Source organism: Pseudomonas sp. GW821-FHT09C10 (genome assembly GCF_059418085.1).
The window spans coordinates 1-26,864 of the sequence record NZ_JBWKPE010000028.1 but is presented as its reverse complement, the minus strand read 5'-3'; the positions used below and the strand labels follow the sequence as shown (position 1 = coordinate 26,864).

28 protein-coding genes are annotated in these 26,864 nt (G+C 62.7%); 15 read left to right on the top strand and 13 right to left on the bottom strand.

All coding sequences use genetic code 11. From position 1 onward, the window contains the following. Window positions 1-300 precede the first annotated feature (300 nt). The 4 genes from AC07OT_RS30710 to AC07OT_RS30695 are packed head-to-tail and all read right to left on the bottom strand — an operon-like array spanning window position 301 to window position 3,355. Window positions 301-1,656 (bottom strand): 4Fe-4S binding protein, encoded by a 1,356-nt coding sequence (locus AC07OT_RS30710; protein ID WP_495109857.1) that lies wholly within the window; start codon window positions 1,654-1,656, stop codon window positions 301-303. After that, window positions 1,653-2,492 carry an FTR1 family iron permease gene (locus AC07OT_RS30705; protein ID WP_495109856.1) on the bottom strand — a complete coding sequence of 280 codons (840 nt, stop codon included), beginning with the start codon at window positions 2,490-2,492 and terminating at the stop codon, window positions 1,653-1,655. The genes AC07OT_RS30710 and AC07OT_RS30705 overlap by 4 nt, the downstream gene beginning before the upstream one ends. Window positions 2,493-2,501: 9 nt before the next feature. Further along, entirely contained in the window at window positions 2,502-2,825 is a 324-nt protein-coding gene (locus AC07OT_RS30700) for a cupredoxin domain-containing protein (protein WP_092357293.1), read from the bottom strand. Then, entirely contained in the window at window positions 2,825-3,355 is a 531-nt protein-coding gene (locus tag AC07OT_RS30695) for an iron transporter (RefSeq protein WP_495109855.1), read from the bottom strand. Before AC07OT_RS30695 ends, AC07OT_RS30700 begins: the two co-directional genes overlap by 1 nt. Window positions 3,356-3,531: 176 nt before the next feature. Here AC07OT_RS30695 and AC07OT_RS30690 point away from each other — a divergent pair, with 176 nt between their 5' ends. After that, complete coding sequence (locus AC07OT_RS30690) at window positions 3,532-3,741, top strand: DUF3079 domain-containing protein (protein ID WP_495109854.1); 210 nt, start codon at window positions 3,532-3,534, stop codon at window positions 3,739-3,741. Here AC07OT_RS30690 and AC07OT_RS30685 read toward each other — a convergent pair. Further along, on the bottom strand, window positions 3,730-4,008 hold the full coding sequence (locus AC07OT_RS30685; RefSeq protein ID WP_141155264.1) for a hypothetical protein: 279 nt from the start codon (window positions 4,006-4,008) through the stop codon (window positions 3,730-3,732). The genes AC07OT_RS30690 and AC07OT_RS30685 overlap by 12 nt on opposite strands. A 68-nt stretch (window positions 4,009-4,076) precedes the next feature. Then, window positions 4,077-4,553 carry a PA2171 family ribosome-binding persister protein gene (locus tag AC07OT_RS30680; RefSeq protein ID WP_027607159.1) on the bottom strand — a complete coding sequence of 159 codons (477 nt, stop codon included), beginning with the start codon at window positions 4,551-4,553 and terminating at the stop codon, window positions 4,077-4,079. A 256-nt stretch (window positions 4,554-4,809) separates the two neighbouring features. On the opposite strand from AC07OT_RS30680, the gene AC07OT_RS30675 reads away from it, so the two are divergent. Further along, a complete protein-coding gene (locus AC07OT_RS30675) occupies window positions 4,810-5,016 on the top strand; it encodes a PLD nuclease N-terminal domain-containing protein (RefSeq protein WP_027607158.1) in 207 nt (68 codons plus the stop codon). 61 nt (window positions 5,017-5,077) lie between these two features. Here AC07OT_RS30675 and AC07OT_RS30670 read toward each other — a convergent pair whose 3' ends face one another. After that, window positions 5,078-5,638 (bottom strand): type 1 glutamine amidotransferase domain-containing protein, encoded by a 561-nt coding sequence (locus AC07OT_RS30670; protein ID WP_495109853.1) that lies wholly within the window; start codon window positions 5,636-5,638, stop codon window positions 5,078-5,080. 30 nt (window positions 5,639-5,668) lie between these two features. After that, a complete protein-coding gene (locus tag AC07OT_RS30665) occupies window positions 5,669-6,172 on the bottom strand; it encodes a DUF4142 domain-containing protein (protein WP_065927205.1) in 504 nt (167 codons plus the stop codon). A gap of 186 nt (window positions 6,173-6,358) precedes the next feature. On the opposite strand from AC07OT_RS30665, the gene AC07OT_RS30660 reads away from it, so the two are divergent. Further along, window positions 6,359-6,571 carry a hypothetical protein gene (locus tag AC07OT_RS30660; protein ID WP_115488268.1) on the top strand — a complete coding sequence of 71 codons (213 nt, stop codon included), beginning with the start codon at window positions 6,359-6,361 and terminating at the stop codon, window positions 6,569-6,571. 2 nt (window positions 6,572-6,573) lie between these two features. Then, the gene (locus AC07OT_RS30655; protein WP_495109852.1) at window positions 6,574-7,008 is read left to right on the top strand and encodes a DNA methylase; all 435 of its coding nucleotides are present in this window, start codon (window positions 6,574-6,576) and stop codon (window positions 7,006-7,008) included. 372 nt (window positions 7,009-7,380) lie between these two features. On the opposite strand, the gene AC07OT_RS30650 is transcribed toward AC07OT_RS30655, so the two are convergent. Next, a complete protein-coding gene (locus tag AC07OT_RS30650; protein ID WP_065927202.1) occupies window positions 7,381-8,166 on the bottom strand; it encodes a DeoR/GlpR family DNA-binding transcription regulator in 786 nt (261 codons plus the stop codon). A gap of 121 nt (window positions 8,167-8,287) precedes the next feature. Here AC07OT_RS30650 and AC07OT_RS30645 point away from each other — a divergent pair, with 121 nt between their 5' ends. Then, window positions 8,288-9,445: an alpha-hydroxy acid oxidase gene (locus tag AC07OT_RS30645; RefSeq protein ID WP_495103115.1), complete on the top strand. Its 1,158-nt coding sequence runs from the start codon at window positions 8,288-8,290 to the stop codon at window positions 9,443-9,445. Between the two features lie 195 nt (window positions 9,446-9,640). On the opposite strand, the gene AC07OT_RS30640 is transcribed toward AC07OT_RS30645, so the two are convergent. Beyond that, entirely contained in the window at window positions 9,641-10,567 is a 927-nt protein-coding gene (locus tag AC07OT_RS30640) for an alpha/beta hydrolase (RefSeq protein ID WP_027607153.1), read from the bottom strand. Window positions 10,568-10,731: 164 nt separating this feature from the next. Here AC07OT_RS30640 and AC07OT_RS30635 point away from each other — a divergent pair, with 164 nt between their 5' ends. The 5 genes from AC07OT_RS30635 to AC07OT_RS30615 all read left to right on the top strand — a co-directional run bounded on the left by AC07OT_RS30635 (window position 10,732) and on the right by AC07OT_RS30615 (window position 15,593). Beyond that, the gene (locus AC07OT_RS30635; protein WP_253490864.1) at window positions 10,732-11,319 is read left to right on the top strand and encodes an NUDIX domain-containing protein; all 588 of its coding nucleotides are present in this window, start codon (window positions 10,732-10,734) and stop codon (window positions 11,317-11,319) included. A gap of 106 nt (window positions 11,320-11,425) precedes the next feature. Then, complete coding sequence (locus AC07OT_RS30630) at window positions 11,426-12,016, top strand: antibiotic biosynthesis monooxygenase (RefSeq protein ID WP_495109851.1); 591 nt, start codon at window positions 11,426-11,428, stop codon at window positions 12,014-12,016. After that, window positions 12,013-13,851: an amidohydrolase gene (locus AC07OT_RS30625; RefSeq protein ID WP_495109850.1), complete on the top strand. Its 1,839-nt coding sequence runs from the start codon at window positions 12,013-12,015 to the stop codon at window positions 13,849-13,851. Before AC07OT_RS30630 ends, AC07OT_RS30625 begins: the two co-directional genes overlap by 4 nt. A gap of 27 nt (window positions 13,852-13,878) precedes the next feature. Continuing rightward, the gene (ycaC, locus tag AC07OT_RS30620; RefSeq protein ID WP_065941918.1) at window positions 13,879-14,496 is read left to right on the top strand and encodes an isochorismate family cysteine hydrolase YcaC; all 618 of its coding nucleotides are present in this window, start codon (window positions 13,879-13,881) and stop codon (window positions 14,494-14,496) included. A 215-nt stretch (window positions 14,497-14,711) separates the two neighbouring features. Continuing rightward, window positions 14,712-15,593, top strand: coding sequence for a LysR family transcriptional regulator (locus AC07OT_RS30615; protein ID WP_495109849.1), 882 nt, complete (start codon window positions 14,712-14,714; stop codon window positions 15,591-15,593). Here AC07OT_RS30615 and AC07OT_RS30610 read toward each other — a convergent pair. Then, window positions 15,580-16,617: an AraC family transcriptional regulator gene (locus AC07OT_RS30610; protein ID WP_027607147.1), complete on the bottom strand. Its 1,038-nt coding sequence runs from the start codon at window positions 16,615-16,617 to the stop codon at window positions 15,580-15,582. The two genes, AC07OT_RS30615 and AC07OT_RS30610, sit on opposite strands and share 14 nt — an antisense overlap. Window position 16,618: 1 nt before the next feature. Beyond that, window positions 16,619-17,533 carry a GGDEF domain-containing protein gene (locus AC07OT_RS30605; RefSeq protein ID WP_065941920.1) on the bottom strand — a complete coding sequence of 305 codons (915 nt, stop codon included), beginning with the start codon at window positions 17,531-17,533 and terminating at the stop codon, window positions 16,619-16,621. Window positions 17,534-17,983: 450 nt separating this feature from the next. Here AC07OT_RS30605 and AC07OT_RS30600 point away from each other — a divergent pair, with 450 nt between their 5' ends. From AC07OT_RS30600 to AC07OT_RS30580, 5 genes are read left to right on the top strand one after another with little or no spacing between them, the layout of a single operon-like run. After that, window positions 17,984-20,497 (top strand): TonB-dependent receptor, encoded by a 2,514-nt coding sequence (locus AC07OT_RS30600; protein ID WP_495109848.1) that lies wholly within the window; start codon window positions 17,984-17,986, stop codon window positions 20,495-20,497. A 46-nt stretch (window positions 20,498-20,543) separates the two neighbouring features. Further along, window positions 20,544-22,409, top strand: a complete 1,866-nt coding sequence (locus tag AC07OT_RS30595; RefSeq protein WP_495109847.1) for a phytase — start codon at window positions 20,544-20,546, stop codon at window positions 22,407-22,409. A 47-nt stretch (window positions 22,410-22,456) separates the two neighbouring features. Then, window positions 22,457-23,149 carry a protein TolQ gene (tolQ, locus tag AC07OT_RS30590; RefSeq protein ID WP_495109846.1) on the top strand — a complete coding sequence of 231 codons (693 nt, stop codon included), beginning with the start codon at window positions 22,457-22,459 and terminating at the stop codon, window positions 23,147-23,149. Between the two features lie 14 nt (window positions 23,150-23,163). Beyond that, complete coding sequence (tolR, locus tag AC07OT_RS30585; RefSeq protein ID WP_027607142.1) at window positions 23,164-23,610, top strand: protein TolR; 447 nt, start codon at window positions 23,164-23,166, stop codon at window positions 23,608-23,610. Next, window positions 23,607-24,374, top strand: a complete 768-nt coding sequence (locus AC07OT_RS30580; RefSeq protein WP_495109845.1) for an energy transducer TonB — start codon at window positions 23,607-23,609, stop codon at window positions 24,372-24,374. Before tolR ends, AC07OT_RS30580 begins: the two co-directional genes overlap by 4 nt. A gap of 5 nt (window positions 24,375-24,379) precedes the next feature. Here AC07OT_RS30580 and AC07OT_RS30575 read toward each other — a convergent pair whose 3' ends face one another. Then, on the bottom strand, window positions 24,380-26,500 hold the full coding sequence (locus AC07OT_RS30575) for a TonB-dependent receptor (protein WP_495109844.1): 2,121 nt from the start codon (window positions 26,498-26,500) through the stop codon (window positions 24,380-24,382). Between the last annotated feature and the right edge of the window lie 364 nt (window positions 26,501-26,864).

Here is a 26,864-nt window from a genome sequence, read left to right as displayed (position 1 = left end):
GGCCAGGGATGGCCCATGACGGCGGCCCACGGATTCAAGCCTGCGTTCGGGCATACCGAGCCTAGGCGAGGTACCGAATGGTGGGGCAAGAGCCCTTTTGGTTACTTTTGGGGCTCTTTTCCAAAAGTGACCCGCCGTAAGGGCGGAACCCTAAGCCGCCGTTACCGCAGCAACGGATATGTACTCGCTCAACTCCAACGACATGGTCGGCCCGAAGGCCGCCACGGGAGCAAGCGCCCGCGCCACAGATACCCATGCTCATCAGGGGCAAGCCTCCTCCCACATTTGGATCGGTGTGCATCAGCCAGCCCACCCCCAGAACTGCAACCACCAGCCATAGCCCACCAGCCCGTTGCTCAGCAGTAAGCACGACCACCCGAGGTAACGGCGCCGGGTTTCCAGCCCCTGGAGCTGTCGCCACCCCAACCACAAGCACCAGCCAATCGTCGCGCTCAGCATCAGTGCGCGCGCCGGTTGCACCCACGCCAATGCCAACCCTTCATAGCGCAATAACTTCACCGTCGTCGCCGACAGCCCCAGGAACAGCCCTGCACCACCCAGGGGCGTGAGTGTCAGTGCCAGGGGCCGAAACAGTGCGCGGTCGCCGGCCACAGATGCGGCCAGGCGCAGCAGCAGCCAGCAGCCACCGCCGAGCAGCAGTGCGCTGCCAGCCAGGTACAACACGATGCACAGGCCATCGAGCCAGCTGAAGCTGTCGTTGAGTGGCGGGTAGTGGGTGAGCAGCCACCAGGGCGCGTTGTCTTGCAGCAGCCACAGCCAGTCGCGGCTCACCAGCCATTCGGCGAGTGCCTGTTTGAGCGCGATAAACCACGGGCTGACGGTCCATTGGAACGCGCCCATGGCCAGGCCGATCACGCCAAACAGCAGCAGGCGCGCATCCCACGCCGAGCCGGGTTGTCGCGGCGCCTGGAGAATTTCCTGGTTGCAGGAGCGGGCGATCAGTTGCACCGCGCCGCGTTGCCCGCTGCAACGGCCACAGGCGTGGCAGTCGCTGGCGCCTTGCAGGCGGCGGATGTCCAGGAGTGGCGCGCAGTTGGGCAGCGGCAGGCGCGGGGCCTCGTTGGCTTTCCAGCGCTGTTCATCCACGGCGAAATGCACCGGCGCCAGGCGGGCGAGCAGGGCGAACATGCCGCTGACCGGGCACAGGTAACGGCACCACACGCGCTTGCCGCGCACGAACAACAAGCCGACCGCCACCGCCGCCAATGTCGAGCCGCCGAGGATCAGCAACGCTGCCTGGGCATAGTCGTACACGCTGATCAACTGGCCGTAGAGCGTGGTGAGGCAAAAGCCCAGGGTCGGCCAGCCGCCCCAGCGCAGCCAGCGCGGTATGCCCAGGCCGCGCCCGTGCTGGCTGGCCCATTCGCTCAGCGAACCCTCCGGGCACAGCACGCCGCACCACAGGCGCCCGAACAGCACCATCGACAGCAACACGAACGGCCACCAGATCCCCCAGAAGATAAATTGCGCCAGCAGCGTCAGGTTGTTCACCACGCGCGCCTGGCTGTCCGGCAACGGCAGCGCGGCGGGCAGTACCAGCAGCACCGCATACGCCAGCACCACCGCCCATTGCATGGCACGAATCAGCCGGGCATGGCGGCGCATGCCATCGCCCAGTTGCTGCAGCCAGCTCATGCCGCGTGCCGGGCGCGACGCAAGCCGTTGCCCACCCACAGCCAGTAGCCGAGCAGTACCAATACGGTGATAAGGCTGGGGGCCGCGCGGTAGCCGGCAAAGTCGGCCAGCAGCGCGCCGAGGCCATGGCTGTCACTGAGCACTGCGCTGCTGTCCCAGCGGCTGTCACCGAAGGCGGCGTAGACCCACTCGGGCATGTCCATGCCCAGCAGTTGCCCACTGATACGGTCCACGGCCGCGATCAGCAAGGCGCCGCCGAGCAGCAACAGCAGCGCCTCGCTGAGAGCGAAGAACCGTGACCAGGAGATAAAGCGCCGACTGCCGCGCAATAGCAGGACCGTGAGCCCCGCGAGTGCCAGGCCGAGCACACCGCCGACGGCGAACAGGCCCCGCGCCTCGGCGTGCAGGCGCGCCCCGGCACCATACAAGAACACCACGGTTTCACTGCCTTCGCGGCTCACCGCCAGCAGCGCCAGTAACAGCACGCCCCAGCCGCCCTGGCGCGCCAGGCGCGCGTCGGCCTCGCGTACCAGGCTGTGCTTGAGCGTGGCCGCGTTGCGGTGCATCCAGAACACCATCTGCACCATCAAGCCGCTGGCCAACAGGGTCAGCGCCGCTTGCAGCCACTCGCCCTGTGGGCCGGTCATGGCGTCGCCGGCCCAGAGCATCAAACCGGCCAGCCCGGCCGAACACAGCAACCCCAGCAACACCCCGGCCCAGAGGAAACGGGCCAGCTGAGCATGGCCGGCCTGGCGGCTGATCCAGGCCTGCAGGATACCGATCACCAGCAGGGCCTCGACGCTTTCACGCCAGACAATAAACATCGATTGATTCATCAACGGCTCCTATTGGGCGAGGATGCTGCCTTCGGGCAATTGCGGGTTGAACTCGTCGAAGAACGGGTACAACCCGGGCTTGAGCGGGTGGATCACCACAAAGGTGGTCACCCCCGCAGACAACACCTTCTCGACCCGCAACGGTGTGCTTTCGAATTCGGCCGGGCCTTGGCCGATGTTCTTGAGCACGATCTTGAAACGTTCATCGGCCTTGACCACCAGTTGTGGCGGGTCGAAGTGGCCGTCCTGCAGGCTCAACTCATAGGTGGGCAACGGCGCCGCCACTGCCGCGCCGCTTAGCAGCAGGCCGCCGAGCAACAGGGCGCGGCGCATCAATAGCCGCCTTTTTTGCCGATGCCGGCGTAGACGAATTCGTAGTGCACTTCGCAGCGTTCGAACCACGGGGCGACCCCGGTTTCCTTGTCGGTATGACGGCCCAGGGAGTGGTGGCCGGTGGGCGGCAATACGCTGAAGGTGAGGGTGTATTTGCCGGGGCCTTGCAGCTTGACGTTATCGCCGTAGTGCGGCCCGTCGTTGGCGACCATGGCGTGGAAGTCGCCGCTGATGGGGGTGTCGCTGCCTGTTTTCTTCAGGGTGAAAGACAGGTTGAGGTAGGGCACGAAACTGCCTTCCTGAAAGCCTTGGGCGTTGTCCGCCGTGGCGCGTACGTCGGCCTCCAGGTGCACATCGGAATCGGCCGTGGCGCGCATCATGCCGGCGGGTGCCATCTCGATCGGTTGCAGGTACACCGCGCCGATTTCCAGGCCGGGGCAGTGTTGCGGTTCGCCGATGGGGTACTCCTTGGCAACCGCCACGGAGGTGCTCAGCAGCAGGGCAACGCACAGCAAATAAGGGGTACGCATGGAGGCTTCCTGAGGGGGGAGAGAGAACCCGAGTCTAGGAAGGTCAGCAGTAAATAATAATGATTCTTGTCAAGTTCCGAGGATATTTCATCTTGGCCAGGCTTGATGCCGGTCAAGGTTGTACAGGCTGGATGGGGGTAGGTTGCAGGGAGTGTTCGTCGCCAGGGAGTCGACTCATGGCCAAGCCTTTTCCGCTGCACCCCAAGCATCCCGAACGTATCTGTTGGGGCTGTGATCGCTACTGCGCGGCCACCGACCTGGCTTGCGGCAATGGCGCCGACCGCACCATGCACCCGGCCGAGATGCTCGGGGATGACTGGTACGAGCATGGCGACTGGGGGCAGGCGCCCGAGCCGCCGGTGCCGGATGAACCGTCAGCTGCCTGAGCGGGGTTTTTCCTTGCCGTCTTTATCAGTGTCAGCCGGCCTGGCGGGTTTGCTCGGCGGTTTGGCGGTGTCCTTGGTTTTTTTGTCGCTGTCGGAAGGGCTGCTCGGATAGGTGCCCGGTGGCAGGGCGGAGCCGGCGGCGCTGTCGCCACTCAAGGCGTTGGCGGCAGGTTCCGGGTTATCGCCAAAGGCGGCGAGGGCGGGGCCGGTGAGCAGGGCTGACAGGCCGACGATAAGCACAATCCGTTGGGACGATCTGGTCTTCATGACGCTATCCCCTATCGTGTAGATGTATCAGGAGCCTGGATGAATTCCAGGCTCCGGTCCTGCCTCGATCAAGCCGCCATCGGCTTGCTCGATTGCGACTTTTTATGCGCCGCTTTCATGGCTTCCATTTCAGCGCCCAACTCTTCAAGCAATGCCTTGCCCAGCAGCTTTTTGGCCTGGGGGAACATCTCGGTTTCCTCTTCTTCGATATGGTGCTCCAGCAATTCCTTGACCACTTTGACGCGGCCGGAAAACTCGGTGGTCGAAGGTTCGGTCTGCTTCAGGTCGGGCAGCACCAGGGCGTCAACGGTGCGGTGCTCTTCCTTGGCCTCGTGGTACATGATGTCCTGTTCCTTGCCGCCGGCCTTTCTGAACGCCGGGTAGAGGATTTCTTCTTCCAGCCTGGTGTGCAGGCTGATTTCCGCTTCCAGCTTGGCCAGCAGCTCGGTGCGCTTTTTCACCCCGCGTTCGGTGGACTCACTCAATTGAGTCAACAGGGCCTTTACGCGTTCGTGGTCGGCTTTGAGCAGATCAATGGCATTCATCGGTGACACCTCACGGGAAACTCAGGGCGCGTCGATATGCACGCCTCGTCCAGTGCAGTGGTGCATCAGGCGTACCAACTTGAGTGTTTTTAAATTGGCCTTTCAATTCAATTGGTTGAAGAGGATTGCAGAGAGCGCCTGTCGTGCAGGTTGCATGGTCTGCCTGGGGGCACGTTGCATTCCACCACCCAGGAAAATTTAAATGAACCCTCGCGGCCGATGCTTGAACTAACGCATACGACCTAGGAGGTGAAGCATGGAAATTCAATATATCTGGATTGCGTTGGCGGTGATTCTGCTGCTGTTGGAATTGTGGGCGATCAATATCGTATTGCGCAGCACCAGTGGTTGGGAGACCAAGGGCTTATGGCTGGTGATCCTGATCTTCGTACCGCTGGTGGGCCTGATTGCGTGGGCTATGTTCGGACCCAAGCGGGAGATGCCGGAACAGCGTAAAAGCTGAGTGGCAGGGGGAAAGCAAAACAGGCGCCGAAAGGCGCCTGTTTGCATTCAACGGGGGTGGTTCAACCAGCGACAGCCTGGGCAATCGCCTCGTTGAAAGCAGGCAGATCGTCCGGTGTGCGCGAGGTGATCAAGGTCCAGCCATTGGCCTGGCACTGCTTGACTTCGGTATCGACCCACCCGGCCGCGCCGGCGTTTTCCAGGTCGATGCGCACGCTTTTGTACGAGGTCAGGGTCTTGCCCTTGATCACGCCGGCGTCGATCAGCGTCCATGGGCCGTGACAGATCGCCGCGATGGTTTTACCGGCTTGGGCAAAGTCCTTGATCAGACGCAGCGCCGCCGCGTCCTGGCGCAGGGTATCGGCATTGACGGTACCGCCAGGGATCACAAGGGCGTCAAAGTCGCTGCTGGCTACGTCTGACAGCTGCACGTCGGATTCCACGGTTTTGTCCTTTTCGGTGTCGCCGACAAAGGTCTGGGTGGAGCCGCCTTTGCTGGACGCGTGGGTCACCGTGGCGCCATAGCCGCGCAGTGATTCCAGAGGCTTGAGCAGTTCATCGCGCTCGATGCCGGTGTTGGAGGTGATGACCAGAATCTTCTTGCCGTTGAGTTGCGAACTCATGATCGAATGTCTCCTTGAGTCAGGAATGAATTAATGGTCGTGCTTGGCTTGCAGCTCCTTGGCCATTTTCAAATGGGCTTCAAGGGTTGGCAGCGTCTTGGTGGCGAAGGCTTTCAGCTCGGCATTGTCCGAGGAAGCAGCTTCCTTCTTGAACAGCTCGACGGTTTTTTCATGGGCGTCGACCTGGTTGTTGGCGTAGGCCTTGTCAAATGATTCGTCGCGCAGTTCCAGGATGGCTTTCTTGGCCTTGTCAGTCAGGGCTGCGTCATCCGGCACTTCGATGTCGAGTTTTTTTGCCAGGGCCATGAGTTCCTGATTGGCCTTGGTATGGTCGGTGACCATGTGTTGGGCAAACGTCTTCACGTCGGCCGAGCTGCTTTTCTCGAGGGCCAGTTTGCCGGCTTCCACCTCGGTGATACCGCCTTGGGCTGCGTCATCGACGAAGCTGTTGGAGGTGGCGGCCATGGCGTTGGATATTGCGCCGGCAACCAGTACGAAAGTCAGGCCCATTTGTTTCATCAGCAGAGTGGTCATGATGGAGCTCCTTGAAAGTGGCGGGATGCCGTTACCTGACTGTTGAGCCGAGGCCGGGCCAAAAGGTTTAAATTTTTTTGTTCCTGTTTGTCCGCGGCAATTTCCTTGAACTATCGACATTCACAGGCCTCTGCTGCGTAAGTGCCCGCCGCTTTCGCGGGCCTTCAACTGCCAGGAGATTTCACTGTGACTGCCGATAAAACCCCAGACCCGATCAGTTCCGAACAGGCACAAAGAGGTACTGATAAAGCCGCCAAGGGCCAGACGCTGGAACGCCCGAATCCCAGCACCGAAACCGTCGACAAAGTGCTGACACCCACCTCGATCAAGGACACCGAACGCCAGGCCGACGCCATCAACGAACGGGCGAATGAGGTCGAGCGCAAGCTGGGGCACTGAGCATGGCCAAGGCTATTTCAGCGACTGAACTGGGCATCGATCTCAAGCCTGGGGATGACGCCAGCCTGTTCAAGTGGTTTGTCGCCAGCTTCCTGATGGGCAAGCGCATCCAGGCGCCAATTGCGGCCCAGGCCTACAAGGTGATCGTTGAAGAAGAGGGGCGCGATACGGCGCGCAAGCTGCAACATTGCACCTCCAAGGAATTGGTGGCGATGTTGGGGCGTGCCCATTACGTGCGGTACGACGAAAGCACCGCGCAGCGCCTGCTGGACCTGAGTGCCAAGCTGAACGCCGAGTACGCCGGCAAGATCAGCCACATTCGCAGTGCCAGCGAAAACCGCCAGGCGTTCGAAAAGCGCCTGGGTGAATTTGACGGCGTGGGGCCCAAGACCATCGAGATTTTCATGCGCGATGCGGCCAAGGTGCTGTTGTGGTGAGCGGGCTTGTTGTGGCCAGCAGGCTTTTTGTGGTGAGCAAGCTTTTTTGGGGTGAGCGGGCTTGTTGTGGTGAGCAGGCTTTTTTTGGGGTGAGCGGGCTTGCTGTGGTGAGCAAGCTTTTTTGTGGTGAGTGAGCTTGTTGTGGTGAGCGGGCTTGCCCCGCGCTGGGGCGCGTAGCGGCCCCTAATAAGGCCACCGCCATTATCCTGCCTGGCTGAACGCGGTGACTGGTTTTAGGGCCGCTTCGCAGCCCAGCGCGGGGCAAGCCCGCTCACCACAAAAGCCTGCTCACCACAGCAAGCCCGCTCACCACAATAAGCCTGCTGGCCACAACAAAGCCTGCCAACCACACCGCCATTTGATGCCCGGTACCTACTCGACCTCCACCCGCAACACCTCCAACCCTAACTGCTCATACGCCTCCACACTCGGCACATGCCACTCGGTGATCAACGTGTGAATACGGTTGCACGGCGCCACCACAAACGGTTCCACCGCACCGAGTTTGTCGGCCATGGTCACCGCGACCACATGGGAGGCGCTGTCGAGCAGGGCCTGCTTGACCGCGACTTCATCAAAATGCAGCGAGCTGATGCCCACTTGCGGATGCAGTGCGCACACCCCGGTAAACAGCAGGTCGGCCTTGATGCCCTGGATCAGACGCACCGCCTCGTGACCGCTGGTGGACAAGGTGGCCGGGTTGAGTTGGCCACCGGCAAGTATCACTTTCACATCGCGGTGGTCGGCCAGGGCGATGGCGATCATCGGTGATGGCGTGACCACCGTGAGGCGGATCGAGTGCGGCAATGACTGGGCGATCTGCAAGGTGGTGGAGCCGGAATCGAACAGCACGATCTGGCCGTCTTGCACCTGGTCGGCGGCGAGTTGCGCGAGTTGACGCTTGGCTTCATTGGTCTCGCCGACGCGGGTGAAGAAGTCCTTGCCGGTGTCCTTGGGCCGGGGCAGGGCGCCACCGTGCACGCGCTGCAACAGGCCGGCGGCGGCGAGTTCGCCGAGGTCGCGGCGGATGGTGTCCTGGGACACGGCGAAGTGCTCCACCAGCTCCGAGGCCGTGACTTTGCCGTCGCGTTCCAGCAGTAACAGGATCTTTTGTTTGCGCAGGGACGGCAGGTCGATGGCGTGATGGGTGTTGTGCATGTTTGTGCGCTTTTTTGCGGGTTTGTGCGAGATTAGTCTGCGATCGATATAAACGCAATGGCTGGTTGCCCACTTGTGGGGCGGTTACTCTCTGTGCTCAGTTCAGGGAGAGGTGACCTAGATGTCGTTGATGACAACCATCGAAGATTTACGCAAGCTGGCGCAAAAGCGGGTGCCACGGATGTTCTACGATTACGCCGATTCCGGGTCCTGGACTGAAAGCACCTACCGCGCCAATGAAAGCGATTTTGCCCGGATCAAATTCCGCCAGCGCGTGGCGCGCAATATCGATGAACGTTCGATCCGCGCCACCATGCTCGGCCAGGACATGGCCATGCCCGTTGCCTTGGCCCCCACCGGTCTGGCGGGCATGCAGCATGCCGATGGCGAGATTCTTACCGCCCGCGCCGCCGCCGCGTTTGGCCTGCGCTACACCTTGTCGACCATGAGTATCTGTTCGTTGGAGGACATCGCCGAACAGGTCGGCAAGCCGTTCTGGTTCCAGCTGTATGTGATGCGCGACCGTGGCTTTGTCGAGCAATTGATCGAACGTGCCAAGGCGGCCGGCGTGGACGCACTGGTGCTGACCCTGGACCTGCAGATCCTCGGGCAGCGTCACAAGGATTTGATCAACGGCCTGTCGGCACCGCCCAGGTTGACCTTGCCGAACCTCCTCAACATGGCCACCAGGCCGCGCTGGGTGATGGGCATGCTCGGTACCCGGCGGCGTGGCTTCGGCAATATCGTCGGGCATGTGAAGGGTGTGGCGGACATGCGGTCGCTGTCGTCGTGGACCGCCCAGCAATTCGACCCGCGCCTGAGCTGGGACGATGTGGAATGGATCAAGCAGTGCTGGGGCGGCAAGCTGATCATCAAGGGCATCCTCGATGTGGAAGACGCGCGCCTGGCCGCCAATTCCGGTGCCGATGCACTGGTGGTGAGCAACCACGGTGGCCGCCAGTTGGATGGTGCGCCGTCGAGCATCAGCCAGTTGCCGGCGATTGTCGACGCGGTGGGCGAACGCATTGAGGTGTGGCTCGATGGCGGCATTCGCTCCGGCCAGGACGTGCTCAAGGCGATGGCACTCGGCGCCAAGGGCACCATGATCGGTCGCCCGCATTTGTATGGTCTGGGCGCGATGGGCGAAGCAGGGGTGACCAAGGCACTCGAGATCATCGCCCGTGAATTGGACGTGTCGATGGCGCTGTGTGGCTATAACGATATACGCGATGTGAATCGCGAGATTCTGCTGCCGGGTACATTTCCAGAAACCGTTTAATCAGCAAAAAAATCGTAAAAAAATAAAAAGAGTTGTCCACGAAAACCGTGGGTATCTCTGTGGATAACTTTGCGAACGCCCGGCAGGGTTGGCGATTTAACCAAAGGTTAATATTTGATCAACTGCCGGCGAGGGCCAGTATGGGCAGGGTTTGCGCTTGACAGCCAAGCGCGAACCCAGTGCCGAAAAACGGATTTATGACTCGTTGTCACGGCCGGTTGTGTGGGTGACAACCTGGGCGGGCATCTTCGCTTGCATCAGGTTGTCGAGTGCCTGGCGATAGCTGCGACCGGCCAGGCTCATGCTGTTGTTGTGGCTGGCTCCCGGCACCAACAAGAGGCGTTTGGGTTGCCGGGCCGCTTCAAATAGTTGCTCGCTGAAGCGGGGCGGCACATAGCGGTCATCCAGGCCATGCACCACCAGCAATGGCATATGGATATCGGCGATCTTGTCGATGGAGTCGAACTTCTGCGACAGCAACCAACGCACCGGCAGCGAGGTGTTGGCCACCGCCGTGGCCACATCGGCCAGGGAGGTGAAGGTGGATTCGATGACCAGCCCACGTACCGGCAGTGGCGTCTGCTTGCCCAGTTCGGCGGCCAGGTCGATGGCTACCGCGCCGCCGAGGGAGTGCCCGTAGATCAGGCGCTTGCCGGGGTCCGGCTGCAGCACCTGGAAGCGTTCCCAGGCGATGCGCGCGTCTTCGTAGACCGTGGTTTCCGAGGGCAGCTCGCCGTGGCTCTGGCCAAAACCGCGATAGTCGATGGCCAGCACCGAGTAACCCAGGGCGTGCAACTGCTCGATGCGAAACAGCTGCCCGGTGAGGTTCCAGCGTACGCCATGCAGGTAGAGGATCGCCGGTGCGTCCTTGTTGGCGGCCGGGTACCACCAGCCATGAATGTTCTGCCCCGATTTGAAACTGGCAGGCTTGAGTTCGAATTCCTGCACCGCCTTGGGCAAACCGCTGTACCAACTGGCGGTGCCGGGTTCGATGCGAAACACCAGCTCGCGCTCCTTGTGTTGCAGCACCGCGCAGCCCACGGGCAGGCCGACGATCAACAGTGCCATGCACAGCAGGGGAAACCAGCGCAGGCTCAGGCGCGATAGAAAACGAGAGGGCATGAAGATTCCAGGGCAAAGATGAAGTGGGGGTTTTACCAGATGGCCTGCACAGGCAGGTATAAATTCGACGGCCGCGCAGGGGGATTGCTTGCAAAGTGTTACAGCATTTGACGCCATCGATGCCGGCGCGACATGCTCGTGCTCTTTTGAGCAAAGGCCTGACCATGGACAACAGCCCCGTTCGCATCACCGCCGAAGAGACCCTCTCGGACAACTGGTACCTGCTGAAAAAATACAGCTTCGACCTGCGTCGCCGCGACGGCAGTTGGCAAGCCCAGACCCGCGAGGTGTATGACCGCGGCAATGGCGCGACCATCCTGTTGTACAACCGCGAGCAACGCACGGTGTTGCTGATTCGCCAGTTCCGCATGCCCACCTTCGTCAATGACTACCACGGCTATCTGATTGAAGCGGCGGCGGGGCTGCTGGACAACGCCAGCCCCGAAGAGCGCATTCGCCTGGAGGCCGAGGAAGAGACCGGCTACCGCGTCGGCCATGTAGAGAAGATCTATGCGGCGTTCATGAGCCCGGGGTCGGTCACCGAGCGGATTCACTTTTTCCTCGGCGAGTACCAGCCGGGGGACCGGGTCGGCCATGGCGGCGGCCTGGAAGAGGAGGGCGAGGACATCGAGGTGCTGGAGCTGGGTTTCGAGCAGGCACTGGCCATGGTGCAGAACGGCGAGATCGCCGACGGCAAGACCATCATGCTGTTGCAGCACCTGGAGTTGCGCATGCTGAAAGAAGGCTGGTGAGCCCTTTCCAGCCATCCCCCTTAAACAGCACGTACATGCAATTTTCCTGACGCTGTCCTCGGCAAACTCCCCTCATCGCTGACATTTCAAGGCAGAGGGGCATACCATGGACCCAGCACCACAGACAGGGCCCGACGAAGTCGTCACACTGGTCGTCAAACACCTGATCAAGGCCGGCCGCGAAGCCGACTACGAAGCCTGGCTGCGCCGCACCGTGCGCATCGCCGGCGAGCGTCCCGGCCACCTGGGTGTCGATGTGGTGCGCAGCAAACAGAACGGCCTGGCGCTGTTCACCTGCGTATTGCGCTACCGCTCCACCGATGACCTGGACACCTGGCTCAATTCCCCCGAGCGCAACACCCTGATCGCCGAAGCCACGCCGATGCTGGCCGACGGCGACAAGACCGAAATCGGTGCGGTCAACGAGTTCTGGTTCACGCCCCTGGCCGACAGCGCCGCCAAGCCGCCGCGCTGGAAGCAGGCGGTGGTGACCCTGTGCGTGATCCTGCCGCTGACCCTGCTGGTGCCGATCGTATGGGCCCCGATCCTCGGCCTGCACCCGTTTCTCTCCAACTACGTGGTCGCGACCTTCCTGGTCACCGTGACCATCGTCCTGCTGGTGGTCTACCTGCTGATGCCGGCCGCCACCCGCCTGTTCGCTCCCTGGCTTGAAGCCTCTGTAAAGGAAACCCTATGAACGCCGATCTGATTCTGTTCAATGGCCAGTTCCACACCGTGGACCGGGAAAACCCGCGGGCAACCGCCGTCGCCATCCGCGAGGGGCGCTTCGTTGCCGTCGGCACCGATGGCGAGGCCATGGCCCTGCGTGGCAGCGGCACCCAGGTCATCGACCTCAAGGGCCGCACAGTGATCCCCGGCCTCAATGACTCGCACCTGCACCTGATCCGTGGCGGGTTGAACTACAACCTCGAGCTGCGCTGGGAAGGCGTGCCGTCCCTGGCCGATGCCCTGCGCATGCTCAAGGAGCAGGCCGACCGAACCCCGACCCCGCAATGGGTGCGGGTGGTGGGTGGCTGGAACGAATTCCAGTTCGCCGAAAAACGCATGCCGACCCTGGAAGAACTCAACCAGGCCGCACCGGACACCCCGGTGTTCGTGCTGCACCTGTATGACCGTGCCTTGCTCAACCGCGCCGCCCTGCGCGTGGCCGGCTACACCAAGGACACGCCGAACCCGCCGGGTGGCGAGATCGTGCGCGACAGCCACGGCAACCCCACCGGCATGCTGGTGGCGCGGCCGAATGCGATGATCCTCTACTCGACCCTGGCCAAAGGCCCGAAACTGCCGCTGGAATACCAGGTCAACTCCACCCGCCAGTTCATGCGTGAACTCAATCGTCTCGGCCTGACCAGCGCCATCGATGCCGGCGGCGGTTTCCAGAACTACCCTGATGACTACGCGGTGATCGAGCAACTGGCCAAGGATGAGCAACTGACGGTACGCATCGCCTACAACCTGTTCACCCAGAAGCCCAAGGAAGAACTCAGCGACTTCAAGAAATGGACCGGCAGCGTCACCCTGCACCAGGGCGATGACTACCTGCGTCACAACGGCGCCGGCGAGATGCTGGTGTTCTCGGCCGCCGACTTCGAAGACTTCCTCGAACCCCGTCCCGACCTGCCGCTGACCATGGAGCAGGAGTTGGAACCGGTGGTGCGCCACCTGGTGGAACAGCGCTGGCCGTTCCGCCTGCATGCCACCTATGACGAATCGATCTCGCGCATGCTCGACGTGTTCGAGAAGGTCAACCGCGACATTCCGTTCAATGGCTTGCCGTGGTTCTTCGACCATGCCGAAACCATCACCCCGAAGAATATCGAGCGGGTCCGCGCCCTCGGTGGCGGTATCGCGATCCAGGACCGCATGGCGTTCCAGGGCGAATATTTTGTCGAGCGCTACGGCGCCAAGGCCGCCGAAGCCACGCCACCGATCAAGCGCATGCTGGCCGAAGGCGTGCCGGTGGGGGCGGGCACCGATGCCACGCGGGTGTCGAGCTACAACCCGTGGACTTCGCTGTACTGGATGGTCAGCGGCCGCACCGTCGGTGGCCTGGAGCTGCACGCCGAAGGCCTGCCGCGCCTGACCGCGCTGGAACTGTTCACCCATGGCAGCGCCTGGTTCTCGTCCGAGCAGGGCAAGAAAGGCCAGATCAAGGTCGGCCAACTGGCGGACGTGGCGGCGCTGTCGGCGGACTTTTTCAGCGTCGATGAAGAAGCCATCAAGTGGATCGAATCGGTGCTCACCGTGGTCGGCGGCAAGGTGGTCTACGGCGCCGGCGACTTTGAAGACTTTGCACCGCCACGCGTACCGGTGCTGCCGGACTGGTCGCCGGTGGTCAAGGTGCCGGGGCACTGGCGCCCGAGTTCGCCTGTGCAGGCTCAAGTACACCAATGCAGCGGCCCGTGCGGCGTGCATTCCCACCGCCACGAAAAGGCGCGCCTTTCCAGCGTGCCGGTCAGCGACTTCCAGGGTTTCTGGGGGGCGTTTGGCTGCTCGTGCTTTGCGTTCTGATACCTAAACCCACAAAGGAGTTAACCCATGACTTACAAGCGCTTGAACAAAGATGACGCCGTAGTGCTGTTGGTGGATCACCAGACCGGCCTGATCTCCCTGGTGCAGGATTTCTCCCCCAACGAATTCAAGAACAACGTACTGGCCCTGGCCGATGTGGCGAAGTTCTTCAACCTGCCGACCATCCTCACCACCAGTTTTGAAGGCGGTCCCAACGGCCCACTGGTGCCGGAACTCAAGGAGCTGTTCCCGGACGCGCCGTACATCGCCCGTCCTGGCCAGATCAACGCCTGGGACAACGAAGATTTCGTCAAGGCGGTCAAGGCTACCGGCCGCAAGCAGATCATCATTGCCGGTGTGGTGACGGACGTGTGCGTAGCGTTCCCGACCCTGTGCGCCCTCGACGAAGGCTTCGAGGTGTTCGTGGTCACCGACGCCTCCGGCACCTTCAACGAAACTGTGCAACAAGCCGCCTGGGCGCGCATGACCGCCGCCGGTGCGCAACTGGTGAACTGGTTCGCCGTGGCCTGCGAGCTGCAAGTGGACTGGCGCAACGACATGGAAGGCCTGGCCAACCTGCTGTCGCCGCGCATCCCCAACTACCGCAACCTGATGAACAGCTACTCGGCGTTTACGGCCAAGTAAGCGGTTTTCAAGCCTTTAGGTGATCAATGTGGGAGGGGGCTTGCTGTGGTGAGGGGGCTTGTCCCCCGACGGGTTCACTGAGGAATCCGGTGGGTCTGCTTCGCAGACCAGCGCGGGACAAGCCCGCTCACCACAGCAAGCCCCCTCCCACATTTGATTTGTGGTGTGGCGACCATCCAGTTATAAAACAGCCCATCGTCTACCGAGAAGCGACAATGAACCCCTTCGAAGACATGCGCCTGTTCTGCCAGGTCATGGAATCCGGCAGCTTCACCGCCGCCGCCGAACAGCTGGGCCTGTCCAAGCAATTCGTCAGTCGCCGCCTGATCCAGCTGGAAGATCGCCTTGGCGTGCGCCTGCTCAACCGCTCCACGCGCCGCCTGGATGTCACGCCCCTGGGCCAGAGTTACTACGAGTCCGCCTTGCGCCTGCTCGGTGAAGTCGAGCAAGTGGAGCAGGGCATCGCCGGCCAGAACAGCGAGCCGCGCGGTACCATTCGCCTGAGTGCGCCGTTGTCGTTCGCCATGGCGCACCTGGGTTGCCTGTTGCCGGTGTTCTTGCAGCGCCATCCCCAGGTGTCGGTGGAAGTTGACCTCAGCGACCGCCCGGTGGACCTCATCGGTGAGGGCTACGACCTGGTGCTGCGCATCGGCACCCTGGAAGATTCCACCCTCATCGCTCGGCGTATCGCCAGCATCGAGCGCGTGTATTGCGCCAGCCCCGAGTACCTGGCACTGCGCGGTATGCCGCTTAAACCCGAAGACCTCGCCGAACACGACTGCCTGCCCTACGGCCATGGCCGCCAGGTGCAATGGCGCTTCAAAGGCAAGCTGCAAGCACTGAATGTCACCGGCCGTATGCGCGTGAATAACGGCGAGTTGCTGCGCGATACCGCCGTCGCCGGCCTGGGCGTCACCTACCTGCCGACCTTTATCGTCGGCGACGCCTTGAAGGACGGCCGGCTGGTCACGCTCCTCGATGATTTTGCCCCCGAAGCCCTGACCCTGTCGGCGGTGTATCCCCAGCACCGGCAAAGCTCACGGCCGGTGCAGGCGCTGGTGGAGTTTCTGCGCGAACGCCTGGCTAGCGGCTGTTGAACAGCTGGCGGATCAGGTTCGGGGTGCTGCCGGTCCAGCGCTTGAATGAACGCCGAAAATTCGCCGCATCGTTGAAATTCAGGTACGCCGCCACCTCATCATTGCTGTAGCCCTTGACCTGGTACAGGTGCAACGCCACCTGCTTGCGCACCCGGTCCACCTGCTGTTGAAAACCGGTGTCGTGCTTGTGCAGCTTGCGCTTGAGGGTCGCCGGGCTCATGGCGAAGGCCTGGGCCGCTTGTTCGAGGCTGGGCGGCTGGCGCACCTGGTCGCGCAGGTACTCGTAGAGGCAGTCGAGAAAGCTGCCGGCAAAGCCCAGTTGCTCGATCTGCTCGCGGGCTTGCCGACGTGCAACCTGGCCGGCGGTGGCCGAGGCGCCCGGCCAGGTGCGGGTGAGGTATTCGCGCGGGATCGTCATCATGTCCAGCGGGCGCTCGAAGCGCGTGTCCTCGCCCAGGTGCACCCAGTACTGCTCGATATAACGCGGTTCGGCATGGCTGAAACTGCACGCCCACGGCAGGCGCTCGCCGCTGAGCCATTGGCTCATGGCAACCAGCGAGGTCATGCTGGCTTCCAGCAGGAAACGCCAGTGCTCGCCGGCGCCGCAACTGTCCAGCCAGTACAGGTAGGCGTGGTGCTCATCCAGCTCCAGTTGCAGGCTGGCCAACGGGCTGAGCAGCACCTGTTGCTGGATCAGGATTTCCAGGGCCTGGTGCAGGTTCTGCGCATGGCCAAGGGCGTGGCTGGCGGCACCGTAATAGCCCGGTAGCAGGCGCTGGCCAAACAGGAAGCTGCTGTCGTCGGCGTCCAGTAACTTGCGGCTGTTGCCGATCAAGCCGAAAAACTGCTGCGGGCTCAGGTGCGCGGTGCCGGCCAGGATGTCCTCGTGAAACAGCCCGGTGCCGCGCAGCAGGCGATGGCTGTCGATGTCGCGGGACAAGGCCAGGTCGATCAGCGTGGCGGGTTGGTAATGCCCTGGAATGAAGCGGCTGTCGGCTTCATACCAGCTGGTTTTGACGGCCATCTCAGGCACTTTTCGCAAGGGGTTGCTTGGCCCTGGCTAAGGCCAGGTTCAGGCGCTTGAGCAAATCCTGGGGCGGTTCTTCAAGGGCCATGACCACGGCGGTGGTCGCCGCCAGTTGCAGGCGTTCGCCCTGTTGCCGGGTCTTGTGGGCCAGGCCGCGCACCGCTTGCTGCAACTCCAGCGCCAGCTCCTTGGCCTGGCGCTCGCCGGTGTTGGGCAGCAGCACCACAAAACGGTCGCCGGCCAGGCGGCACACCAGGTCCTGGCGGCGCAGGTTGAGCAGCAGCAAATGGCTGAGGGCCTGCAACACCGCGTCGCCTTCGGCATGCCCGTAGGCCTGGTTGATGGCGGCGAAGTTATCCAGGTCCAGGGCCAGCAGCGACAGCGGTTGTTGCTGCTCGCGGCTGTCCTGCAGGCTGTCGGCCAGCTGGCGCTTGAGGTAGTCGGCGCCGGCCAGCGGCGTGAGTTTGTCGAACAGTCGATGTTCACGGAACAAGCGCTCGCGCTTTTCCATCTGCGCGCTGATCGCCAGTTGTTCGCGGTGCCAGTGGTAGATGCCGATGGTCAGCAGGATCATGCCCACCGGCATCGGCCCGGACTCGAGCCAATGGTCCCAGGTGATGCTGTCGGGCAGGCGGATAAATTCGTCGAGGCTGTCGATCCACCAGGAGAAAAAGATGCACGACAGGCCCAGCGCCAGGTAATTGGTGACGCGCCCGGCGGGGCGGCTCTTGAGCACCAGGCCCAGCCATACCAGGGCGAGCAGGGCGGAACCGCCTTCGCCGAAGATATCCAGCCACACCCATTCGCTGACGCTTTTCAACTCGCCGCAGGCCAGGTGCAGGATCAGCCCGAGGTTGGCCGCGATCAGCAGCAACGAGAGTTTCCAGCGGTGGGGCTTGAGCACGGAAAACATGGCCGCAGGTCCTTGGGCAAATGAGTGGTGGGCGCCAGCACAGCAGATGGATGTGACCGTTGGATGACGGTGGAGGAGGGTCGAATCAGCTCAGCTCAAACACACTGGCGATCAAAAAATGTGGGAGGGGCTAGCTGTGGTGAGCGGGCTTTCTGTGGTGAGCAGGCTTGCTGTGGTGAGCGGGCTTGCCCCGCGCCGGTCTGCGAAGCAGGCCCCCCGTATCCTCAGTGAACCCGTCGGGGGGAAAAGCCCCTTCACCACAGCAAGCCCCCCCACAGGGGATCTACACAGGTCATATCAGCTCATTTGCACCTGCAGGACTGCTCTAAACCCCGGTTTACAGGCCTTCGCGCCGACCCCTGTCACAGAACCGTCATCCCCCACCCCTAGCGTGCCCTCCCAGTTGCCGGGCCCCTTGCCTGGCGCCAACGGATTCTTGGGGAGGATTGCATGTACAAGCGCACCGGGCTCGTCAGCTTTACGCTTACCGCCTTGGCCCTGGCGATGGCCAGTGAACGGTTGAGCGCCGCCGAAGCGAGCGCCACCGAGCACGTCGAGGTGGTTGGCCAGGCCGCCGCCATCGACCAGGCGCTCAAGGAGCAACGCAGCGCCGACAGCATCAAGAGCGTGGTGCATGCCGACGGCGTGGCCCAGCTGCCGGATCAGAACGTCGCCGAAGCGGCGCAGCGCCTGCCGGGCATCAGTGTCGAGCGCGACCAGGGCGAAGGGCGTTTTGTCAGCGTGCGCGGCCTGGGCCCGGACCTCAACAGCGTAACCATCAACGGCACCCTGGTGCCCGCCCCGGAAAGCGCGCGCCGCGCCGTGGCCCTCGATGTGCTGCCCTCGGAACTGGTGCAGTCGCTGTCGGTGATCAAGACTCTCACTCCGGACATGGACGCCAACTCCCTCGGTGGCACCGTCGATGTGCAAAGCCTCTCGGCCTTCGACCATAAAGGCCTGTTCTATACCGGCAGCAGCGAAGCCAGCTACGACAAGAATACGCGCCAGACCAGCCCGAAATTCTCCGGCGCCGCCAGTAACCGTTTCAGCCTCGGCGACGGCATCGACAACTTCGGCGTCGCCGCAGCACTGAGCTGGCAAAAGCGCGACTTCGGCTCGGACAACGTCGAAACCGGCGGCGCCTGGGACTTCACCGACGGCGCCCGGCTCAACGAGTTCGAACAGCGCGACTACGACATCAGCCGCGAACGCGCCGGCGGTGGCCTGAACTTCGACTACAAGCCCGATGACCTCAGCAGCTACTACCTGCGCACCCTCTACAGCCGCTACACCGACACCGAAACCCGCAACTCCACCAGCATTGAATTTGCCGACCCCCAGGCCCCGGGCCAACTGGGTGATGCCGAGGGCAAGCGCAAGCTGAAAAACCGTGAGGAAACCCAGGAAATCCAATCCTATGTATTCGGCGGCGAACGCATGCTCGGCCTGTGGACCTTAAGCGGCCAGGCCGGCTACAGCCAATCCAGCGAAGACAGCCCGGCGCATATCGCCGGCGCCACCTTCGACGGCGGCGACTTTGCCAACAGCGGTTTCTACGACAAGGACAAACCCCGCCCGATCATCGGCAGCGGCTTCTACGACGCCAGCAACTTCAGCCTCGACAAGGTCGACTGGGAAAAACAGAACACCACGGACACCGAGAAAAACCTGCGCCTGGACCTGGCCCGCGACTATGACCTGAGCGGCTATGCGTCCCAGGTCAAGTTCGGCGGCAAGGTCAGCCGCCGCAACAAGGACAACGACCTGGAGGCCTGGGTCTACGAAGACTTCGACACCCTCGGTTTCAGCGCCGACCAACTCAACCTCACCCGGTTCCAGAAGGGCAGCGTCGACTATCACCTGGGCAACTACGGCCCCGGCATCAGCCCCAGCGCGATCAAGCAGCTGATCGGCAGCCTCAACCCGGCGGATTTCTATGACGAGACCGAATCGCGGGTCAACGACTTCACCATTCGCGAGGACATCAACGCCGGCTACCTGATGAACACCCTCGATATCGACGACTGGCGCTTTATCGCCGGCCTGCGCTACGAGGGCACCGAGTTCGAAGCCAAGGGCACCGGCGCCACCGATGGCGTGTTCACGCCCACCGAGACCAAGCGCCGCTATCACCATTGGTTGCCGGGCCTGCATGCGCGCTACCAGATCGACAAGAACACCCAGGTGCGCGCGGCCTGGACCAAGTCGGTGGTGCGCCCGACATTCGGCCAGCTGGCGCCGGGTTTTGTGATCGACGATGACGAAGCCACCTTCGGCAACCCGGACCTCAAGCCCCTGGAATCGAGCAACCTTGACCTGGGTATCGAGCACTTCATGGGCCGCGCCGGGACCGTATCGGCATTCGTGTTCTACAAGGACATCAAGAACTTCGTCTACAACACCGACCTCGCCGGCACCGGCGCCTGGACCAATTTCTCCGAGGCCCACACCTACGCCAACGGCGACAGCGCCAAGCTCTACGGCCTGGAACTGGCCTACTCACAGAAGTTCGACTGGCTGCCGGCGCCGTGGAACGGTTTGCTGATCGGCGCCAACAGCACCTTCAGCCGCTCCAGCGCCGATATCGAAGGCTTCGACGCCGCCAGCGGCACGAATCGCAAGCGCAACATCAGCCTGCCCAACCAGTCGGACACCGTCGGCAACCTGATGCTCGGCTGGGAGGACGACAAGCTCAGCCTGCGCCTGTCGGCCAACTACAAGTCGGCCTACCTGTATGAACTGGCCTCGATCAACGACAAGGTCCACGACCTGCACGTCGACGCGCAGACGTTCGTCGACTTCAGCGCGCGCTACTCGCTGACCAAGAACCTGCAAGTCAGCTTCGAAGCCCAGAACCTCACCGATGAGTCGTACTTCGTCTACACCGGCCACCGCAGCTACAACGGCCAATACGAAGAGTACGGCCCGACCTACAAAGTGGGCCTGACTTTCACTCATTTTTGAATTCAACACATTTGATCTCCATTGTTTTTGAAGGATTTGCTTGTCCATGAGAATTTCCAAGCTGTACCTGCTGATTGCCCTGGTCACCAGCGGCCATGCGTTCGCCGCCGACCTGGCGCTGACCCCGTGGGCACCCAGCCTGAAGGCCGAAGCCGTGGCCTTCCTGCCCAACACCACCGAGCGCCTGGCCGCCAGCATCCGCGACGGCCTGCAACTGCTCGACAGCCAGGGCGCCGAGCTGGCGCGTTTCAAGGGTAACTTCAGCAGCCTCGACACCCGCGCCGCAGGTGCCCAGGTGCTGGTCGCCAGCCTCGACAACGAGCGCCAGCAGGCGCTGCTGATCAGCCTGGACAGCGCCGGCAAAAGCTGGGGCAAACCGCTGTACCTGCCGACCCGCGACTACCCGGTAAATGGCCTGTGCCTGTCCCGCGACGCCGCGGCCAACCTGTTTGTGTTCCTGGTGGGCGAAGAGGGCAAGGGCGAGCAATGGCTGGTGGGCAACGGCGCGACGCTGCTCACCGACCCCCAGCGTGTACGGGGTCTGCCGCTGCCACCGTCGGCGCAGTTCTGCCAGGTGGACGATGCCACCCAGCAGTTGCTGGTGAATGAAGAGAATGTCGGCTGGTGGGCCTACCCGGCGCACCCGGAGGCCGAGGTGAAACGCACGCCGGTGGCGCTGTTCGACACTCCCAGGCGCGAAGCCGGGGCCATGGCGCTGGTACCCGGTGGCCTGGTTGCGCTGGACCCGAAGACCGCCCGGTTACACCTGTTCCAGCACGCCGGCGAGCGCTGGGTGGAGCAACCGAGCCTGGGCCTGCCGGGTCTGAAAGAGCCAGAGCAATTGGCGCTCAATGGCCGCCAGTTGCTGGTGCGCGATGATGACAGCGGCAAGCTCTACCAGGCCAGGCTCGACTGGCAGGCCAAGCCCGTCGCGGCGGCGCCGGTGCTGCCGGAAGTCGCGGCCGTGCGCCAGAGCGACCCGGTCGGCCGCCAGGGCGACGCGGCGGATGACCCGGCGATCTGGATTCACCCCGAAACCCCGGCCAACAGCCGTGTGCTCGGCACCAACAAGAAACAGGGCCTGCTCGCCTACGACCTCGACGGCAAGCTGTTGCAGGAACTGGCGGTGGGCCGCCTGAACAACGTCGACGTACGCCCCAACTTCAAGCTTGGCGCGCAAACGGTGGACCTGGCGGTGGCGAGCAATCGCGATCACAACAGCCTGAGCCTGTTCAGTATCGACCGTCAGAGCGGCGAGCTGCGTGAGGCCGGTGAAGTGCCCACGCCGCTCAAGGAAATCTATGGCATCTGCCTGTTCCAGCCCGCCAGCGGCGAGATCTACGCGATTGCCAACGGCAAGGACGGCACCTTCCTGCAATACCGCCTCAGTGCGCCGGACGGCCGTGTGCACGGCGAGCTGGTGCGCCAGTTCAAGGTCGACAGCCAACCCGAAGGCTGTGTCGCCGACGACCAGCGCCAGCGCCTGTTTATCGGTGAGGAGGACGTCGGCGTGTGGGCGGTGGATGCGCGCGCCGATCAACCGGCGACGTTGACCAGCGTGATCAAGGTCGGCGCGCAATTGCATGCGGATGTCGAGGGCCTGGCGCTGTACCAGAGCGATAAACATGACTACCTGGTGATCTCCAGCCAGGGCAATGACAGCTACCTGGTGGTGGATGCCGAACCGCCGTTTGCCGTGCACGGCGGCTTCCGCGTCGGCTTGAACGCCGCCGCCGGTATCGACGGTGCGTCGGAAACCGATGGCCTGGAAGTCACCGCCATCAACCTCGGCGGGCCATGGAGCCAAGGCATGCTGGTGGTGCAGGACGGGCGCAAGCGCATGCCCGAGCAGACCCAGAACTTCAAGTTCGTGCCCTGGGCCGAGGTCACCCGTGCATTGAAATTGCCGTGAACCGTCATCAACCGGTCATCACTTTTTAATCGAATGGGAGATTCACCATGCACGCGACGATGGAACATATGACGATCTGGGGTTTGATCAGCGACGCCAGCCTGTTGGTCAAGGCTGTCATGCTCACCTTGCTGTTGGCGTCCTTGCTCAGTTGGTACCTGATTATCCAGCGCGGCAGTGTGCTGCGCCGCCTGGAGCGGCAGTTGAATACGTTTGTGCAGCGCTTTCGCGCCGCGTCGGATCTGCCGGCACTGTCCCGTGAGCTCCAGCAGGCGGGCGAGGGCGGCATTGCGCCGATCTTTATCGCCGGGGTCCAGGAATACCAGCACCTGCACAGCCATGACCCGGCGGTGCTCGAAGGCGTGGAGCGGGCCTTGCAGGTGGCGATCACCGAGCAGGAAATCGAGCTGGAAAAGGGCCTGCAATTTCTCGCGACCGTGGGTTCGGTCAGCCCGTACATCGGCCTGTTCGGCACGGTGTGGGGCATCATGAATTCGTTTATCGGCTTGTCCCAGGTGCAACAGGCGACGTTGTCCACCGTAGCGCCGGGCATTGCCGAAGCCTTGATCGCCACGGCCATTGGCCTGTTTGCGGCGATCCCGGCGGTGATCGCCTATAACCGCTTCGCGGCGCGCGGCCAGACCCTGCTCACCCGTTACTACGCGTTTGGCAATGAGCTGCAGGTACGCCTGCACCGCACCCTGCGCGGTACGTCGATCAACCTGGCCGTCGCCGCCTGAAAGGAGCAACTCCCATGTTAGTCAGGCCGCAACGCAAGCACGGGCCCAAGGCCGAGATGAACGTGGTGCCGTATATCGACGTGATGCTGGTGCTGCTGGTGATCTTCATGGTCACCGCGCCGATGCTGACCCAGGGCGTGAAGATCGACCTGCCCAAGGTCGCCGCCGAGGCGTTGGCCACCGACACCCGCCAGCAGATCCTCACGCTGTCGGTAAAGGCCGACGGCGGCTACTACTGGAACCTCGGCGGTGAACTCGATACCCAGCACCAGACCGACAGCGCCGTGAGCCTGGATGAAATGGGCGCCAAGGTCATGCAGGTGGTGGCGGCGCGCAGCGACACCCAGGTCTATATCCGCGCCGACGACAACGCCGGTTACGGCCGTGTGGTCGCGGCCATGGCGGTGTTGCAGAAGGGTGGTGTCAGCAACCTGGGGCTGGTGACCGAGGCCCCGCAATGACGGCGATGATCATGCACAGTCCCACCCTGACGATGGCGCCCCGGGAGGCTTCCGGGTTCTGGAGAAACAGCCTCGCCGCCAGCCTGGCGGTGGCGCTGCACGTCGGCGTGCTGGCCGCGTTGATGCTGGGCTGGTCGACGGAGAAGCCCGTGGCGGATGCCCCTCGGGTGATGCACACGCAGTTGGTCATGCTGCCACCGGCGCCAGCGCCCGAGCCTGAACCGGTGGTGGCTGCCCCCGCACCGCCGGAACCGGTGGTGATACCGGTGCCGGCGAAGCCCGTGGTCGACCCGCAGGTCCAGGCGCAAAAACTCGAGAAAGCCGCCTTGGCGCGTAAACGCGTCGAAGACAAGAAGATCGAGCAGCAGCAGGAACGCCTGGCCAGCGAACAACGCCACCGCGAGCTGGAACAACAACGCCTCGATCAGCAACGCCTGGCCGCTGAAAAAGCCCGGGCAGCCACCCCCGCGCCAGCCCCGGCGCCGGCCTTCGACAGCCGCCAATACCAACCCCTGAGCAAGGAGGCACCGGACTATCCCGAGCGCGCCCTGGACAAGAACATCGAGGGCGACTGCACCTTGGAGTACAGCGTCAACACGCAAGGCCGCGTGGAAAATCCCAAGGTGCTGGACGGCTGCCACCCGTTGTTTATCCGGCCTTCACTGGCGGCGGCGAACACCTTTCGCTACCAGCCGAGGATCGTTGACGGCAAGGCCGTGGCCGTACCGGCGGTGCGCAATACCTTCCACTACCGCATCAAGTAATGCACTCAGAGGTCATAGCGTACCGACAGCAACAGCGTGCGCGGATCGTTGACCGAGTAATAACGGGCGCCGCTGGACGGCACATAGCCCACCGATTGCGGGTAAGCTCGGTCCAGCAGGTTTTTCACCGCCAGGGTGGTGGTCCAGTGGCCGTCGCCGCTGATGTAGCGAGTGTTGGCGTTCCAGAAGGTTTGCTGCGGCACTTCCTGGATGTCGTCGTTCAGCGCGTTGGCGTAGGACTTGGTCTGGAACTGCGCATCCGTGCCCGCCAGCCAGGTGCCCGGCAGGCCTGCGGGAATGGTGTAGTTCAGGCCGACACTGGCGTTCCAGCGCGGCGAGAACACCAGTTGCTTGCCGTTGGCATCGACCCCGGCACCGTTGGCGTTCTGGAAGTCGTCGTACTGGCTCTCCAGGTAGCCGAGGTTGGCGCTCAGTTGCAGGTCGCGGCTCAGGGCGGTGAGGGTTTCCAGCTCGACACCGTAGGTGTGGGCCTGGCCGACGTTGGTGCGCAGGCTCACCCCCAGCGCCGGGTCGTAGGCGTTGGTCTGCAGGTCTTTGTAGTCGTTGTAGAACAGCGCGACGTTGGCCCGCAGACGCTGGTCGAAGAAGTCGCCCTTGAAGCCGGTTTCCCAGGTGGTCACGTCTTCCGGCGAAAACGCCTGCTCGGCGGCGGCGCGGGTCGGCGCACGGTTGTCGTATCCGCCGGCCTTGAAGCCCTTGGCGACGTAGGCGTACTGGTTGAGGTGCGGCGTCCAGGCATATTCGAAGCCGATTTTCGGGCTGGTGGACTGCCAGGATTTGCTCGACTCGGCCGCGAAGTTGGTGCCGGTAATCTGCCGGTCGGTATTGATCGCGTAATTGGTGAACTCGAAGTTCTTGTGTTCGCGGGTAAAGCGCAGGCCGGCGATCAGCGACAGCTGCGGGGTGATCTTGTAGGTGCCCTGGCCATACAGCGCGTAGCTTTCGGTGTTGGTGGTGCTGTACTGGCCCTGGCCTATCACCCGGTTGCGTGCTATGGAGTAGGTGAGGTTGTCGCGGTCGGCATCGAAGCGTTCGCGGTACAGGTACAGGCCGGTGCTGAAGCTGAAGTCGTCGTAGTCACCGTTGAGCTGGAATTCCTGGGTGGCGTAGTTTTGCTTGTAGAGGATCAGGTTGTTCTGGATCAGCGCGGCCTGGCCAGAGTTGTCGTAGTCCACCGGCTGGTTGAAGGACGACCAGGCAGTGACCGATTTGACATTCAAGTGATCGTTGATCGCGTAGATCGCGCGCAACACCGAACTGCCCTGGTCAAGGCGGTTTTTCGGGTCGAGGCTGCTGTAGCTCTTGAACTTGTCGAAACGGCCGTTGGCGTCGAACGGCGAGTAGCTGGTGGTGTCGCCACGGTCAAAGGTGCCGGCCAGGGTCAACTGCACATCCCAGGGTGAATCCTCGGGCTTGTAGCGCAGCTTGCCGCGATAGGACTGGATATCGACGTTGTTCACATCCTTGCCCCGGGTCGGGTTGGACACCGTGCCGTCGCGGCTCAGGCGGAGCGCCGAAAAGCTGCCGAACAACGCGTTGTCCACCAGCGGGCCGCTGATCAGGAAACGGCCGTTCTGCGCATTGTAGTTGCCGGCACCGAGCTCGACGAAACCACGGGTTTCCTGGTTGGGGTCGCGGGTGATCACGCGGATCGCCCCGGCGCTGCTGTTGCGCCCGTACAGGGTGCCCTGGGGGCCGCGCAGCACTTCGACGCGCTCGACGTCATTGAAGTCGAGCATCGAGGAAATCGCCCGTGGGATGTACAAGTCGTCGGCGTACACCGCCACTGCGGCTTCCTGGATCGGGTCGGTTTCACCGATGCCGCGAATGCCATAGGTCTGGGCGCTGTAGGAGATCGACTGGCGGCTGAGGGTCAGGTTCGGCACCTGGCCCGACAGATCGCGCACGCTGCGGATCTGCTTGTCGTCGAGGCTCTTCTCGTCGAAGGCGGAAATCGCCAGCGGGGTTTTCTGCAAGTCTTCACTGCGGTGCTCGGCCGTGACATTGACCACCGGCAGCGCAGCGTCATCGGCGTGGGCGTACGCGCCGAACAGGGCGAGGGAGACAGCAAGGGTGAGGCGATTGGGCGCGGCGATGTGGCTCATGGTAGGTCCCTGAGAAAGTGGTGGTTCAGGCAAGGCCTCCACCTGGTCAGGGGTCGGTGCTGGACATAACAATATGGATAGGAAAGGCGTTCGTAAAAGTCCGTTTTGTTATATGTTAATTATTAAAAATATGCAGTTAATGATTATTTATAATGCGTATATCTGATGATGTTTTTCGCCTGGCCGCATAACCAAATGTGGGAGGGGGCTTGCCCCCGTGGCGGCCTTCGGGCCGACCATGTCGTTGGCTTTGACCGAGTACATATCCGTTGCTGTGGTAACGGCTGCCTATGGTTCCGCTCTTACAGCGGCTCACTTTTGGAGGGACCCAAAAGTAAGCAAAAGGTCCTCGCCCCAACACTCG